The sequence below is a fragment of the Chryseobacterium indoltheticum genome, assembly GCF_003815915.1.
GTDB lineage: Bacteria > Bacteroidota > Bacteroidia > Flavobacteriales > Weeksellaceae > Chryseobacterium > Chryseobacterium indoltheticum.
The window spans coordinates 334,750-350,036 of sequence record NZ_CP033929.1 but is presented as its reverse complement, the minus strand read 5'-3'; the positions used below and the strand labels follow the sequence as shown (position 1 = coordinate 350,036).

Genomic DNA, 15,287 nt, shown 5'->3' with positions numbered 1-15,287 from the left:
CCAAAGGAGGGGAAGTTTTGTAAGTTTGATAATTAATTTATTTCCTTTTCTTCGAATAACATTTTAGTGAGAAAATCTTTCTCACCCTTTCCTCTTGCGGGAGAATATTCTCGTCCGTAGAAAATAATCTGAAGGTGAAGTTTATTCCAAACCTCTTCTTTCCACAGATTTTTGGCATCTTTTTCAGTTTCTACAACGTTTTTTCCGGAAGTCAATTTCCATTGCGTCATCAATCTGTGAATATGCGTATCAACCGGAAAAGCAGGAAAACCAAAGCCTTGGCTCATGACTACAGAAGCCGTTTTGTGGCCAACTCCTGGAAGCGCTTCGAGTTCTTCGTAAGTTTGAGGCACTACTCCATTATGTCTTTCGAGTAAAAGCTCCGCCATTCTTTTCAGATTCTTCGCTTTTGTATTGGAGAGTCCGATTTCTTTAATCAGTTCTTTAATTTGAAACTCTTCTAGTTTGGCCATTCTTTGAGGTGTTCCTGCAACAGCGAAAAGATCAGGCGTCACCTGATTCACTTTCTTATCTGTCGTCTGTGCGGAAAGCGCAACTGCAACCATTAAAGTATAGGCGTCGGTATGATCCAGCGGAATAGGAACTTCAGGATATAATTTTTCTAATTCTGACTGAATGAGCGCCGCTCTTTGCTTTTTTGTCATTTAACCATTAAATTTGAACAAAAATAAATCATTATGCTGAAAGTTGGAGACCAATTACCACAATTTGAAGGAATCAATCAGGACGGAGAAACAATTAATTCACAAAAATTAATTGGAAAAAAATTAGTTATTTTCTTTTATCCGCAAGCGAATACACCAACCTGCACTGTGGAAGCTTGTAATCTGAGTGATAATTATTCTCAATTGGAAAAAGCAGGATTTCAGCTTTTAGGAATAAGTGGAGATACCGTTAAAAAACAGAAAAATTTTCACAGCAAATTTGCTTTTCCTTATGATTTAATTGCTGATGAAAGTCGTGATATTATCGAGAAATTCGGAGTTTGGCAGGAGAAAAAAACTTTCGGAAAAACGTATATGGGAATCGTGAGAACTACCTTTATTTTCGATGAAAAAGGAATTTGCACCAGAGTTATCGAAAAAGTAACTTCTAAAACTGCAGCAGCTCAGATTTTGGAGGGATAATTTTATAATCCGTCATTCTGAATAAAACGAAGCGAAGTGAAGAATCTGTATTAGACCTGGATTCTTCATTTGTCAGAAGGACAAAAAGTCTGAAAATCATTCCGTTTCGTAATACATCAACTCTTCATTTTCATTGGGAAGCGTTACATATTTTTGGAATTTTAAACCTAATCTTTCAATTAATTTTTGTGAAGAAAAATTGTCTTTTACGGTAATGGCAGAAATTTTATTTAATCCAAGATCTTCCATTCCGACAGATTTTATTTTCTGAGCAGCTTCAAACATAAGGCCTTTACCCTCAAATTTTTCAAGAACAGAAAACCCGATATCTACAACATCAAGACCTTCTCTTTCAAAGATTCCTACCGCACCTATTTTTTGGCTTCCTTCTTTTAAAACAATAAGATAATTTCCAAATCCTACTCTTTCAATTTGAGGCAAAAACTTGTCTTTAATGTAATTTTCAGCATCAGAAATCGTTTTTATATGACGATCACCAATAAATTTGATAAACCTCGGCATGTTATACATCTCGAAAATCAGATCAGCATCCTCCAAAGATATCGGACGAATCAAAAGCCTTTCTGTTTCGTAAAATTTATCTTCTTTTTTTGATGGGTTGTTTTTTGGGCTCATCTTTTGGTTCTTCTTTCTTTTCTATTTTTAAAAGACGTGGGTTGTTTTTACAATTTTTAGTATAAACTTCAATGTACGTTCCGTTATCTTTAATATTCGAAACTACACCTGTAGCCTTATTAACCGTCAGCGTAAAATGTGTTTTTTGGTAAGGACACTCTTTTGAAGTGATTTTTCCGAGATCTAGGTAATAATTGGTTGCATCTGTGTAATAATTGGCAGCAACGTCTACAAATTGCTCATCAATTAAATATCCATCCAAAACGGCAGACAAAGCAGCTTCTTCAACGTTATCAACCTTTCCTATAAAACCTTTCAATTCATTAATATCGGTAAGATAATTAATCTTTCCGCCCACCGAATAAACAATATAATAAAAACTATCTTCACCAGGTCTGAGGCTGAACCCACTAAATTGAGGCACATAATCTTTCTTGGTTCCGGAAATTTTTACTTCTTTATTTTTCCCGTAACTGTTGTGTGCTAACACCCAAAAGTCAAGTTTATTATTCGGAATTATTTTAGCTAAAACGCCATCCACATTATTAAACTTATTTTTGTCCTGAGAAAAAACAGAAATTCCCAAAAGCAGAAAAGTAAACAGAAAAATAAGAGTTGTACTTTTTTTCATAGCTGATAATGTCACAGAAACCGTGCCAGTCTTTTACATAAATTTTTCGCCTTTTTTCAGGCTTTTTAAGTCTAAAACATAGTCTTTAATCTGCTGATCGTGCTCTCTCGGGCAAATTAACAATACTTTGTCTGTATCTACAACGATAAAATCCTGTAAACCGTCTATGACCACAGCCTTATTATTTTTCACATGAATAATATTCCCTGTAGAATCGTAAGTAAGCGCCGTTTTTATATTGATTGCATTTTCGTTCTGATCCCTTTCGCTGTTTTCGAAAACTGAAGTCCAGGTTCCGAGATCGCTCCAACCTAAATCGGCAGGAATTACATGCACATTTTTAGCTTTTTCTAAAATTCCGTTATCGATCGATATTTTCTGAATTTTAGGATAAATGAGTTCTATACAGCTTACTTCAGCTTCGGCATTGTATTCGCAAGCCATAAACTGCTGAGTCATATCCGGAAGAAACATTTCAAAAGCTTTATGAATAGATTTTACATTCCAGATAAAAATCCCTGCATTCCAAAGAAAATCTCCGCTTTCAAGGAAACTTTTAGCAATTTCAAGAATCGGTTTTTCTGTAAAAGTTTTAACTTTATAATAGTCTGAATCTTTTTCTTCAACAAACTGAATATATCCGTAACCGGTGTCTGGTCTTGTTGGTGTAATGCCTAACGTCAACAGATAATCATGTGTTGACGCAATGCTAAATGCCAATTCTACTTTCTCTAAAAAAATGTCTTCTTTTAAAATTAAATGATCTGCAGGAAGCACAATCATCGTAGCATCGGGATTCACTTCGGCAATTTTGTTTGCCATGTAAAGATTGCATGCAGCTGTGTTTTTCATCAGAGGCTCACCCACTACATTATCTTCAGGAATTTCCGGTAACTGCTGATGAGAAAGCCCAACATATTCTTTATTGGTAATTACAAATATATTTTCGTTGGGAATAATCTTACTGATTCTGTCATAAGTCTGTTGAATCATCGTACGACCCGTTCCCAAAATGTCCTGAAATTGTTTAGGGAATTTCTGTGTGCTCAAAGGCCAGAATCTACTACCGATTCCTCCCGCCATAATCACACAGTATTTATCTGATTTTGACATATTTTAACTGCATTTTTTCACTCTCGCCAGCGGTTTGAAAGAATACTTTCGCCCTGTAGCCAGATTCATACAAAGATAGTTTTTTTTAATCAGACCTTCCAACAAATACTTTTCGTCTCGATAGATGAAATTCTCTCCTTTACTGAGCTTTTCTATATAAACCTCATCATCATCCTGATTTTCAATATGAAAATATTTTACAAGATCCGGGCTTGCCATAAAATTGGCTTTCGGAGATCTGGAAAATTTAATAATAATCGGCTTCAGATCTTCTTCATAAACATCTATACTTTCCAGAAGCATTTCCCTGAAAGTATGTTTCCATTCGATACCGTGCGGAGCAATTTTTCTTCCGAATTTTTCGAAAGCGATAAGATGCGCCAACTCGTGGGTCAACACAAAAAAGAAGAGCTGCGGAGCCAACGTAGAATTGATGGTAATTTCATGCGAATTATCCCTTAATTTACGGTAATCTCCAAGCTTCGAATTTCTATTTTTAGTAACTTTTATATGAATATAATGACTTGAAAACCATTTCTTTAAATACAAAAGTGTATTCTGAGGTAAATATTTTTCTAAAGACTGAATAGACATTTTACAAACTTAGCGGAATTCCTGAATAGAAATTCAATAATTTAATACTGAAAAGATAATTAAATTTAGCCTGCTCTACTGAACCTTGAGCATTGGCATAATTGTTTCGGGCAATATTTAGATCATAAATTGTTGTACGACCCGCAGTGTAACTTTTGTCGGCAAATTCCATGGCTAATTTTGTGCTTTTTTCAGCTTCTACTGCTGCAAGATATACTTCGTAATTGGAATCAACATCAAACTGAGCTTGTTGTACGCTTTGTCTTACATTTTGTTTTTGCTGTTCTAAAGTAGTTTTAGCAATATTTTCATTGATTTTTGACTGCTCTACCTGAAGTTTGGTAATTCCTTTATTGAAAATCGGAATATTTAAACTCAGTCCGCCCTGTTGTCCAAAGTTATCTTTGTATTGCTTGAAAAAAGAAGGTTCCCTTGCAGCATTTCCAAACTGATCAAAGCCTGAATAGCTTGTATTCAATAAATTGTTATAAAAACTTCCTATTCCCAAACTCGCCGTAAGAGTTGGCCAGAAAGAAGTTTTGGTAATTTCGGTCTGCGCTTCTGCTGATTTTATTCTGCTTTCTGCCGCTTTTATTTGTGGCTGATTTTCATAAGCGATGCTTAACACATCATCTACAGAAACTAACTGAGGCGTAAGCTTATCATCAACTTGCACATCTTCTACATCAAAATCTTTATAATCTTTTAACTGAAGCAACTGCGCCAAAGCAAATAAGCTTCTTCCAACATTGATCTCTGCTGTCTTTAAGTTTTGTTTTTCTCTTGCCCAGGCCGCTTCTGCTTCTGCAACAATAGTTTGGGCGGTGGTACCTACTTCTGTAGTTATTTTTGCTCTGTCAAATTGTTTTTTGGCATTATCTGTTGCGCTTTGAGAAATCTTTACAATTTCCTTATTGAGTAAAGTCGTTAAATATTGTTGAGCAATCTGCAGCGAAATATCATTTTTAATGGTTTCAATATCATATTGACTTGCCTCAACATCAAACTGAGATTTTCTGATTGTTTTTTCAAGTCTGCCGTTGTTGTAAACCAAAATATCAGCTCCCAAATTAGCAGAATTGCTGAATCTGTCGTTTCTGATACTTCCTGTTCCCAAAGAAGCCTGCCCAAAACTCACGTTATTTCCTACGTTTGCGCTTACAGAAGGAAGGTAATTTCTCTGGGCAATTTTAAGACTAGAATCCTGAAGCTGTTTTGAATATTCATTCTGAATTACCTGCAGATTGTGCTTTACCGCATAGTCTACACATTCACGCAAAGACCATTTCTGCTGAGCGCTTAATCCCGCAAAGGCTAATCCCAAAACAATCGTCAAAACTTTTTTCATAAGGAAATATTTAATTTTTTTTCAAATGTAACCGTTATTTTCAAATTCTTTTTCAATAAAAAAAGTTTGCAAACAGCGATTTCAAATTGGCTTTTTTAGCATTAGACGTAAAGATTGCAAAAAAGTTACAGATTTAGAAAATTATTGTTTCATTTTAATGAAAGTTTTGAGAATTTTGCATCATGACAAACGCACAATATCAGGAAGCCGTAGAATGGCTTTTCGTTCAGGCGCCAAACTATCAAAGAGATGGGCAAAAAGCGTACAAACCAGGACTGGAGAATATCTCAAGACTCTGCGCTTTTTTTAACAACCCACAAGATAAAATAAAATGCATTCATATTGGGGGAACCAATGGAAAAGGGTCTACCAGCAATATGCTTTCTTCGGTTCTTCAGGAGTCGGGTTATAAAACAGGACTGTATAATTCTCCGCATCTTATTGATTTTACCGAGCGCATTAAAGTAGACGGTAAAAATTGTGATAAAGAATTTGTCTATCATTTTATTTTAAAACTACAAACGCTTCCCGAAGATATACTTCCTTCTTTTTTTGAATTTACTACAATTATGGCGTTTGAGTATTTTGCTCAGCAAAAGGTCGACCTTGCCATTATTGAGGTTGGCTTGGGAGGGAGATTAGATTCTACAAATATTATTAATCCTTTGGTTGCAGCGATTACGAATGTACAACTCGATCATCAGAATATTTTAGGAAACACGATCGAAGAAATTGCCTACGAAAAAGCAGGAATTATAAAAAATGATACGCCCATAATTTTCGGTGACGATAATGAAATAGTAAAAAATATTATTAAATCTAAAGCAGCTAAAGAAAACGCTTCATTTATTGATGCTTCTTTATTAAAAACCGAGTTAAAATCTGATCTGAAAGGAAATTACCAAAATAAAAACATTAAGGTTGTCTTAAGCCTAATTGAAGAGTTGCAAAAACTCAATTATAATATCTCCGATAAAAATATTGAAACCGGACTCTTGAACGTTCATAAAAACACAGGGTTCATCGGTCGTTGGTTTGAATTTTCTCATAATCCTCTGACTATTTGTGACACCGCACACAATCAGGCAGGTTTAGAATCTGTTTTTGAGCAACTGAATGCCATTGAAAAACGCAAACATGTTATTTTAGGGTTCGTCAATGACAAAAACATTGATGATGTAATGGGTTTACTGCCTAAGAATTCTGAGTTTTATTTTGCAAACCCATCCATCAACAGGGGAAGACATCCATTAGACTATGAAGATTTACTAAAAAAATCAAAAATAAATTACAAAATTTTTGATTCTGTACAAGAAGCCTATCTTTCTGCAAAACAAGAATGTACGAATGCAGAAATGATTTTTATTGGCGGCAGCAACTTTGTAGTGGGAGATTTTTTAGAAAAAAATTTGGAGATTTCCGAATAAGTCGTATATTTGCACCACTCTAAACGGTAATAACGTTACAGAGGGCGATTAGCTCAGTTGGTTCAGAGCATCTGGTTTACACCCAGAGGGTCGGGGGTTCGAATCCCTCATCGCCCACAAAAGTTCCTAAAACTTTTAAAAATTTAGGGCTCTTAGCTCAGTTGGTTCAGAGCATCTGGTTTACACCCAGAGGGTCGGGGGTTCGAATCCCTCAGGGCCCACAAAAACTCTCAGGTTATTCTGAGAGTTTTTATTTTTTTACATACTCTCAAAATCTTATGGGGTATTTTATTTTGGGATCAATCTCAAAAGTTGGGGACTAGGCAAAAAGTTTAGACAACCTGAACAGAAAAAATGCTTTATCCCGCACACCTCTTAATTGCAATCTGAAGTTTTTTATTTTCGCATTGAAAGACTCGGCGGAAGCATTCGTGCTTCTTCTTTCAAAATAATTGAGAATCTCATTGTAATGATTCATTATGGTTTTTCTGAGCACCGAGAAAGCTTTAAATCTTGATTCTTCCACCTCTTTGAACCAATGTGCCAGTTTCAACATTGCAACGGATTTTTGAATGTTTTGGTTGTAAATTTTCCTCAAGCCATCAGATAAATTGTACGCTTTTTCTAAATCAGGATATTGCGAGAATAAGATTTCAGCTCGCTGATTTTGCGATGCAGTCCATTTTTCTCTGGTTTTGTAGAGTAAATACCTGCTTCTTGCCAAAAGTTGCTTTCGGGTATCGCCATTTTCAAAAGTTTCAATCCCGGGGTTGTTTTTCTTTTCTTTTGCTTCCATGAGCAGGTTGTTTTCTTGCTCAATAGCTTCCCAACGGTGGCTTATCCTTAATTCCTGCAACGCTTCTATGGCTAATTTCTGGACATGGAATCGGTCGATAATTTGTGTGGCATTGGGAAAACATCTTTTGGCGATGAGCTTCATAGAACCTGCCATATCCAAAGTAATTCCTTTTACATTTAACCTTAGTTTTTTGTTGATTTTTAAGAGATATTCTATTACGGTATCACTGTTGGTTCCTTTGATAATGGCGACAATACTGCCTTTTCTGCCCCTTGCTTTTTTGGAGGTCAGAACAGTGTACAATTCGCCATCAGAAAGAGCAACTTCATCGAGAGATAGGTGGTGTGAGAGGTTTTCGGGATAGAGAATCCAATCCTCGGCGTGTGATTTTTGTTTCCAGTTTTTAAAATTGCTGATGCTTTGCTTGTATTGCCTTTGAAATTTCCTGCCATCCACGCCATACATCTCGCCAATGGTTTTACAGGGAAGCGCTTTAGTATCGGCTGATTTTTTTTAAGAACTCGGCAAAATCCTGTGTCATGCGGGTTCCTTTGGCAATGAGATTCCAATCTCTTTGGATGATGTTGCCGGTTTTTGTATCGGTCCATCTTCTGCGTTTGATGTGGAGTTTTACTGTTTTTCCACGAAGAGGAAAATCGTCAACGGTAATTTCCGGAACAAAACCTTTTGACTGCAATAACAGAGAAGAAAATTCTTTCGGAGCTGTATTTTTCTCGTCAAAGTAAATGTGGACGATTTTGTTTTCTTCTTCAACTTTTACAATCTCAAAATGCTCAATCAAGAGTTCAGGTAAAAATAATTTGAGGAGTTCGGCATCGTTTAACATTCCACAAAATTATCAATATTTTTTTTATCCCCAAGTTTTGAGATTGATCCTTATTTTGCTTTCTTGAGCATCAATCCAAGCTTATATAAATCTAAAAACTTCAGATTAGGATTTCTGGAAAGCAGATTCTTTTTTAGAAATTTTTCAAATAAAGAAAACAAAATTAAGCCAGGATATTTTAATCCTTTTTTACAAACTAACTGATATGCTTTCACCAATTTAATTTCCGCTAATTTTTGGCTTAAATCATAGTCTTTCAGCATGAGTAAAAGACTTTCTACAGATTCTTCAACTTTCCTCAAATAAACATTTCCATCTTCTACATCATTATTATAAATCGGATTATCAATATGAATCACAGGAATTTTTGCTGATTTTAAATCCATTGAAAATACTAAATCTTCATAGCCATATTTCCGGAGATCAGGATTAAATTTAATTCTATTAAAAACATCTCTTTTTATAAGAAAATTATTCGTCTGAAAACTTAAATAAGGCTTTATTTTTCTCTTTTCTAAGGGTAAATTTTCTCGTTCTACAGCAAACCTCCATCTTAAAATATGCTTTTGTGAAGAAGGTTTTTCCGAAACCGTTCTTCCACCATAAATAACAGCTGCATCAGAATTTTCATTTAAAAAATCGACATAGTTTTGAAGAAAATTTGTAGAAATAATTTTTCCGTCACAATCTAAAAATAGAAGGTACTCAGTTTTCGAATAATCCAAAAATAAATTTCTTATTCGAGATCTTCCAATATTTTTTTCAAGTAAAATAAATTGACCTACCTGATTATTGAGCTCATTATTTATTTGTTTGAATCCTTCGTCCGACCCATCATCAATAAGAATAATTTCTGCATCGATTGAATGGCTTGCTATTTCTCTCTTAAGGTCATAAACCAATTCTCTTACATCAAAATTATAAACCGGAATGCATATAGAGATTTTCATTAAGCTAGATTTTTTCGATGATCTTTTGCACATTGAGCTCTTCTAAACAAGCCCAATCGCCACGGAAACATTCTTTGTCCCCAAAAACAGAACATGGGCGACAAGTAAGGTCAGTAATCTGAACAACATCATCTTCACTTTGCCCGAATCCCAAAAACCCTGCGTAAGGATGAGTAGAGCCCCAAATAGAAACACAACGGGTTCCTACAATACTCGCAAGATGCATATTAGCTGAATCCATCGAAATCATTACTTCAAGTTGAGAAATCCTATTCAGTTCTTCTGAAAGATTGAGTTTTCCTGCCAGACTTTTGGTATTGGGAATCTGTTTTTCCCAACTTTCGAGGGTTTCTGTTTCTTTTTTCCCGCCTCCGAAAAAATAAACTGTATTTTTTTCTGCTAAAATTTTTACGAACTCAAAAGACTTTTCCAAAGGAAGCATTTTTCCTTTATGCTGAGCGAACGGTGCAAAACCAATTCCTGATTTTTGACTTGCTTTGGGTCTTAATTGATGCGAAAGCTCGACCTTAAAACCCATATCTCGAAAAACATCGGCATATCGCTCTACAGTCTTTTTAAGCTGAATTTTATTTAAATTCCAAACATCGGTAAGATATTCTTTTTCCTCTTTTCCTTTATTGATTTTAAAAACCTTTAAGCCTTTTCTTATATAAATCTTATCTAATATTTTTGAACGGATAACATCATGCAGATCAGCAACGTAATCTGGTTGATACAATGTAAGCAATTCTTTCCCCAACCGTCTGATTCCCAGGAAACCTTTATAATCATCAAGATCTATCCCATGAAATATAACGTTCGGAATATCAGCAAATAAGCTATCAAAATTACTCCTCGAAACCATTACAATTTCAACCTCCGGATTTTGCTCCAAAAACTCCCGGAAAACAGGCACAGTCATAGCGACATCACCAAATGCGGAAAAACGGTATGCTAGAATTCTGGTCAAAACTAAGATTTCAGTTGGTATGCGACTGCATAAAATTTGATTTGCTTGGTCATCGCCATCAATCCGTTGGCTCTGGATGGCGATAAAAATTCCTGTAAACCGATCTCAGAAATAAATTCAAAATCAGAATCAAGAATTTCCTGGGTAGAATGACCACTGTAAATGCTTACGAGCAAAGAGACAATTCCTTTTGGGAGAATTCCGTCAGAATCTGCATTGAAAAATAGTTTTCCATCTTTAAATTCAGCATCAATCCAAACCTTGCTCTGGCAACCCTTGATCAGATTATCATCTTTTTTCTTGTCCTCCGGAAGCCCCTTCAGTTCTTTGCCCAAATCTATGATATACTCATATTTCTGTTCCCAGTCTTCAAGAAACGCAAACTCGTCGATTATTTCCTGCTGTTTTTCTTTAATGGTCATTTCTATACTTTCTTTCTGCAAAGATAGCCAATTTTGAAAAGATAATTTAACAGAAACTATTTTCAATTATTTTAAAAGCAAGGATAAACTAAATATTCATTATTCAACATATTTTTAAACAAATACAAAAGTTCCTTTTTATTTTTGAATATGTCTATTCATTCGTTAAAATTTAATGCAACAATATTGATGATAATTTGATCATCTTAATTCTAAACAGTTTATCGTTTTGACGCTTTTTCAAAAACTCCTAATAATTTAGTCTCCTCATTTTCCCAGCAAAGAACTTCAGAAGCTTTTTGTAATTCAGATTGATAATTTATTCTTCCTTTATCTAGAACTAAATGTATTGCTGCAGCAATATTCTTCGGCTCATGATTTTCAATGATTTCGCCAACATTGAACTGATTTTTAATATTTAACATTTCCGGAAGTGGAGATAAAATTAAAGGAACTTTAGCCTGAATGCAGTCTAAAACCTTATTTGGTAATGAAAACTCATAGCTTTCGCCCCCATTTTCTTCTATACTCATCCCGACATCAGCAGTCAATGTGATTTTTCTTAAATCATCCGGAAGTAATTTCCCTAAAAACTGAACTTTATCCCGAAGGTTTTCCTTTAAAACTAAATCTTCATATTCTTTTTTCATAGGTCCGTCTCCTGCAATTTTAAAAATAACATTTTCAAGATGATGCATTGCCAAAATGGCTTTATCAATACCACGGAAAGGATTAATTGCGCCTTGATATAAAATTATTTTAGGATTATTTGACGGAATATCTATTGAGAAATCAATTTTTCTTGGTGCGTTTTGAACGACAACAGGTTCAATTCCATATTTATTATGAAACCACTTTGTATAACTTCCGCTTGCCGTAATCATGAATTCCAGATTCGGAACGATTTTATTCTGCAGATAGCGCCATAACTTTTGAGACATTTTTCCTTGTACAGCAGGCATTTCAGAGAAGATCTCGTGACTGTCGAATATCAAAGGAATATTCAATTTTTTAGCTAAAAGATAATTAGGCAGTAACGCATCCAAATCATTGGCATGAAGAATAGTATTCTGATCTGCTTTTTTATAAAGCTCCCAATAAAGTTTCCAGTTAAACTCAAAATAAGCGGTTTTTAATGTTTTAGAAACAAGATGTATTCTTGAAAAAGGATATGGTCGGGTCATTGCTTCTTCCCCACCCCAATTGTTACCAATTAACTCAACTTTATATCCGTTTTCGTGTAGTGTTTTACAAACTTTTTCGATTCTCTGATCGGTGTAAAGGTTACTAAAAGCAGAAGTCAATATTTTTTTTTGAGCCATTATTTCTTCTTTGCTGTCACTAAATGATAAATCTGTACAAAACAGATAATTGCGTTGGGAATAATCACCGGCCAAAGCATTCCGCTGAAAATTCCGTAGATGACAAAACAGATACACCCTATCAAATTGACAATCCTGATCTTGGTTAAATCTTTAAGGATGAAACTCAAAACGATAAAAACTGAAGCAGCATAACCAATATAATTGACGATCTCAGAACTCATGAGGGATATTTAAGGATAACAAACTTAGTCATTTTCAATAAGATAAAAAATATTTTTCTGCCATAAAGTCATTAATTGTTTTTTGGTAAAATATTTGTAATTTAGATATTGAATATAAAGCAATTCTGCTTTTATTCTAACGAGATATATTATGGATTATAAGTTTTCACAAGGTTTGAGCCAAGTGTTCAAGCAAAGCAAAAATGAAGCTAAGAGGCTGAAAAGTGAATTTCTTAATACAGAACATCTACTTTTAGGTATTATAAAAACAGAAAACTCTGCAAAAGAAATCCTTCAAGGGCTTAATGCCGATTTAACACAAATCAGAAGAAAAATTGAAACTTTAAATACAGCAAGTCTAAATCCTATTTCTGAGGAAGTCACCAATATTTCATTCACCAAAATGGCAGATCACTCCATTAAGCGTGCGGAGTTAGAATGCAGACAATATAAAAGTAACGAGATCAATACCGTACATTTGTTATTGGGCATTCTATATAAATATGAAGACCCTACTTCAAGTATTTTAGGAGCTTATGACATTGATTATGAAGGAGTTTCAAGAGAATATCAGACAATGCTTAAAAATTCTGGCCAAGCACCTCAAAATTCGGCTTACGATGATGATGATGACAGAGAAGAATTTGAGCAGATGAGAAAACCTACAGGAAATTTGGGCTCTTCAAAAAGTAAAACGCCAACCTTAGATAATTTTGGTAGAGATCTTACTTCTTTGGCAAGAGACGGAAAACTAGACCCTGTAATCGGTCGTGAGAAAGAAATCGAAAGAGTTTCACAGATTTTGTCAAGAAGAAAGAAAAACAATCCGCTTTTGATTGGTGAACCTGGTGTTGGTAAATCTGCCATCGCTGAAGGTTTGGCTTTACGAATTCAGCAGAAAAAAGTTTCAAGAGTTCTTTATGGTAAAAGAGTAATTACTTTGGATCTTGCAAGTTTAGTTGCCGGAACAAAATACCGTGGTCAATTTGAAGAAAGAATGAAGGCCATCATGACGGAACTTGAAAAAAATCGTGATGTCATTTTATTTATTGACGAGTTGCATACGATTGTTGGAGCGGGAAGTTCTACAGGAAGTTTAGACGCTTCAAATATGTTTAAACCGGCTTTAGCAAGAGGAGAAATTCAATGTATTGGTGCTACAACTCTAGACGAGTACCGTCAGTATATTGAGAAAGACGGAGCTTTAGAAAGAAGATTCCAGAAAGTAATGGTGGAGCCGACTTCTATCGATGAAACGATTCAGATTTTGAATCAGATTAAAGATAAATATGAAGAGCATCACAATGTAGTTTATACAGAAGAAGCAATTTTGGCTTGTGTCAATTTGACATCAAGATACATTACAGATCGATTTTTACCGGACAAAGCTATTGATGCGATGGATGAAGCAGGATCTCGTGTTTACATCAAAAACATGAAAGTTCCTACTGCCATTATCGATTTTGAAAAGAAAATTGAAGACATCAAAGAATTGAAACAAAAAGCAGTAAAAGCTCAGGATTATCTGGAAGCAAGAAAGCTGAAGGATGAAGAAGAGCGATTACAAATGGAGCTAAACTCTGCCCAGGATCAATGGGATAAGGATGTAAAAGAGAAAAAAGAAACCGTATCTGAAGAAAGTGTTGCAGAAGTAGTTTCTATGATGAGCGGTGTTCCTGTAACTAAAGTCGGTAAAAATGAGCTTGATAAATTGGCTCAGATGGACGACAATATGAACGGAAAAGTAATTGGACAGGAAGATGCGGTAAGAAAGGTTGTAAAATCGATCCAAAGAAACAGAACTGGACTGAAAGATCCTAACCGACCAATCGGAACATTTATTTTCCTTGGAACAACCGGTGTTGGTAAAACTGAGCTTGCAAAAGTGATGGCAAGAGAACTTTTTGATTCTGATGAAGCATTAGTTCGAATTGACATGAGTGAATATATGGAGAAATTTGCCGTTTCAAGATTAGTGGGTGCGCCTCCGGGATACGTTGGATACGAGGAAGGTGGACAATTAACCGAAGCTGTAAGAAGAAAACCTTATGCAGTCGTTCTTTTGGATGAGATTGAAAAAGCTCACCCGGATGTATTTAATATTCTTCTGCAAATCTTGGATGAAGGTCACGTTACCGACAGTTTAGGTAGAAAAATTGATTTCAGAAATACAATTATTATTCTTACTTCAAACATCGGTACAAGAGATATCAAAGATTTCGGAGACGGAGTAGGTTTCGGAACCAATGCAAAGAAAACAAATACAGATTCACGAGCAAGAAGTACAATAGAAAGTGCCCTTAAAAAAGCATTTGCACCAGAATTCCTTAACAGAATTGATGATATTGTGATCTTCAACTCTCTTGAGCAAAACGATATTAAGAGAATTATCGATATCGAGCTTAATAAACTTTACACAAGACTTGATAAATTAGGCTACAAAGTTGAATTAACTGAAGAAGCCAAAGATTTCATCTCTGAAAAAGGTTGGGATAAAGACTTTGGAGCAAGACCACTGAAGAGAGCTATTCAGAAATATATTGAAGATTTATTGGCAGAAATGCTTGTAAACAAACAATTAACTGAAGGCGAAACAGTAACTTTAGGTCTTAATGAAGCTAAAGACGGATTAGAAGGAAAAACTCACAAAACTAAAAAGTCTGCTGAGAAATCATCTCAATAATCAATTTTTAATATAAATAATGAAAGCATCGGGATATTCTCGATGCTTTTTTTGTCAATCACATAGACAACATACGTTTTCACAGACAATGCTGTTGAAAAATTAGGCTAATTACACTTAAATCCGCTCAATCAGTAAAATCTGTGAGAAAGACTTCTTCGAAATCAAAGTAA

Annotated in this window: 16 protein-coding genes and 2 tRNA genes; 5 read left to right on the top strand and 13 right to left on the bottom strand. The window is 34.9% G+C overall.

Annotated features, from left to right (window positions below; all coding sequences use genetic code 11):
- Positions 1-32: 32 nt before the first annotated feature.
- Complete coding sequence (locus tag EG358_RS01715) at positions 33-665, bottom strand: endonuclease III domain-containing protein (protein ID WP_076561166.1); 633 nt, start codon at positions 663-665, stop codon at positions 33-35.
- A gap of 33 nt (positions 666-698) precedes the next feature.
- Here EG358_RS01715 and bcp point away from each other — a divergent pair, with 33 nt between their 5' ends.
- Positions 699-1,148, top strand: coding sequence for a thioredoxin-dependent thiol peroxidase (gene bcp, locus EG358_RS01710; RefSeq protein WP_076561165.1), 450 nt, complete (start codon positions 699-701; stop codon positions 1,146-1,148).
- Positions 1,149-1,244: 96 nt separating this feature from the next.
- Here the strand turns inward: bcp and EG358_RS01705 are convergent, their stop codons facing one another.
- The 5 genes from EG358_RS01705 to EG358_RS01685 are packed head-to-tail and all read right to left on the bottom strand — an operon-like array spanning position 1,245 to position 5,470.
- Entirely contained in the window at positions 1,245-1,784 is a 540-nt protein-coding gene (locus EG358_RS01705) for a GNAT family N-acetyltransferase (protein WP_076561164.1), read from the bottom strand.
- Positions 1,747-2,415, bottom strand: coding sequence for a hypothetical protein (locus tag EG358_RS01700; RefSeq protein WP_076561163.1), 669 nt, complete (start codon positions 2,413-2,415; stop codon positions 1,747-1,749). Before EG358_RS01700 ends, EG358_RS01705 begins: the two co-directional genes overlap by 38 nt.
- A 33-nt stretch (positions 2,416-2,448) precedes the next feature.
- Entirely contained in the window at positions 2,449-3,528 is a 1,080-nt protein-coding gene (locus tag EG358_RS01695) for a mannose-1-phosphate guanylyltransferase (protein ID WP_228421379.1), read from the bottom strand.
- 3 nt (positions 3,529-3,531) lie between these two features.
- On the bottom strand, positions 3,532-4,122 hold the full coding sequence (locus tag EG358_RS01690) for a SprT-like domain-containing protein (RefSeq protein WP_076561162.1): 591 nt from the start codon (positions 4,120-4,122) through the stop codon (positions 3,532-3,534).
- A gap of 1 nt (position 4,123) precedes the next feature.
- Positions 4,124-5,470, bottom strand: coding sequence for a TolC family protein (locus tag EG358_RS01685; protein WP_083677052.1), 1,347 nt, complete (start codon positions 5,468-5,470; stop codon positions 4,124-4,126).
- A 182-nt stretch (positions 5,471-5,652) separates the two neighbouring features.
- Between EG358_RS01685 and EG358_RS01680 the strand changes: the two genes are divergently transcribed.
- The 3 genes from EG358_RS01680 (at position 5,653) to EG358_RS01670 (ending at position 7,118) form a co-directional block, all read left to right on the top strand.
- Entirely contained in the window at positions 5,653-6,897 is a 1,245-nt protein-coding gene (locus tag EG358_RS01680) for a bifunctional folylpolyglutamate synthase/dihydrofolate synthase (RefSeq protein ID WP_076561160.1), read from the top strand.
- A gap of 42 nt (positions 6,898-6,939) precedes the next feature.
- Positions 6,940-7,014, top strand: a tRNA-Val gene (locus tag EG358_RS01675).
- A 29-nt stretch (positions 7,015-7,043) separates the two neighbouring features.
- Positions 7,044-7,118 (top strand) — tRNA-Val (locus EG358_RS01670).
- 98 nt (positions 7,119-7,216) lie between these two features.
- On the opposite strand, the gene EG358_RS01665 is transcribed toward EG358_RS01670, so the two are convergent.
- The 7 genes from EG358_RS01665 to EG358_RS01635 form a co-directional block, all read right to left on the bottom strand.
- Positions 7,217-8,161: an ISAon1 family transposase gene (locus tag EG358_RS01665; protein WP_115596394.1), complete on the bottom strand. Its 945-nt coding sequence runs from the start codon at positions 8,159-8,161 to the stop codon at positions 7,217-7,219.
- 28 nt (positions 8,162-8,189) lie between these two features.
- Entirely contained in the window at positions 8,190-8,543 is a 354-nt protein-coding gene (locus EG358_RS01660; RefSeq protein ID WP_076561346.1) for an ISAon1 family transposase N-terminal region protein, read from the bottom strand.
- A gap of 50 nt (positions 8,544-8,593) precedes the next feature.
- On the bottom strand, positions 8,594-9,493 hold the full coding sequence (locus EG358_RS01655) for a glycosyltransferase family 2 protein (RefSeq protein ID WP_076561514.1): 900 nt from the start codon (positions 9,491-9,493) through the stop codon (positions 8,594-8,596).
- A 4-nt stretch (positions 9,494-9,497) separates the two neighbouring features.
- On the bottom strand, positions 9,498-10,463 hold the full coding sequence (locus EG358_RS01650; protein ID WP_228421387.1) for a glycosyltransferase family 9 protein: 966 nt from the start codon (positions 10,461-10,463) through the stop codon (positions 9,498-9,500).
- Between the two features lie 2 nt (positions 10,464-10,465).
- The gene (locus EG358_RS01645; protein WP_076561348.1) at positions 10,466-10,885 is read right to left on the bottom strand and encodes a SufE family protein; all 420 of its coding nucleotides are present in this window, start codon (positions 10,883-10,885) and stop codon (positions 10,466-10,468) included.
- 221 nt (positions 10,886-11,106) lie between these two features.
- Positions 11,107-12,207 carry a glycosyltransferase family 4 protein gene (locus EG358_RS01640; RefSeq protein WP_076561349.1) on the bottom strand — a complete coding sequence of 367 codons (1,101 nt, stop codon included), beginning with the start codon at positions 12,205-12,207 and terminating at the stop codon, positions 11,107-11,109.
- Positions 12,207-12,431: a uroporphyrinogen decarboxylase gene (locus tag EG358_RS01635; RefSeq protein WP_076561350.1), complete on the bottom strand. Its 225-nt coding sequence runs from the start codon at positions 12,429-12,431 to the stop codon at positions 12,207-12,209. Before EG358_RS01635 ends, EG358_RS01640 begins: the two co-directional genes overlap by 1 nt.
- Positions 12,432-12,582: 151 nt before the next feature.
- On the opposite strand from EG358_RS01635, the gene EG358_RS01630 reads away from it, so the two are divergent.
- Positions 12,583-15,114: an ATP-dependent Clp protease ATP-binding subunit gene (locus EG358_RS01630; protein WP_076561351.1), complete on the top strand. Its 2,532-nt coding sequence runs from the start codon at positions 12,583-12,585 to the stop codon at positions 15,112-15,114.
- The last annotated feature ends 173 nt before the right edge of the window (positions 15,115-15,287 follow it).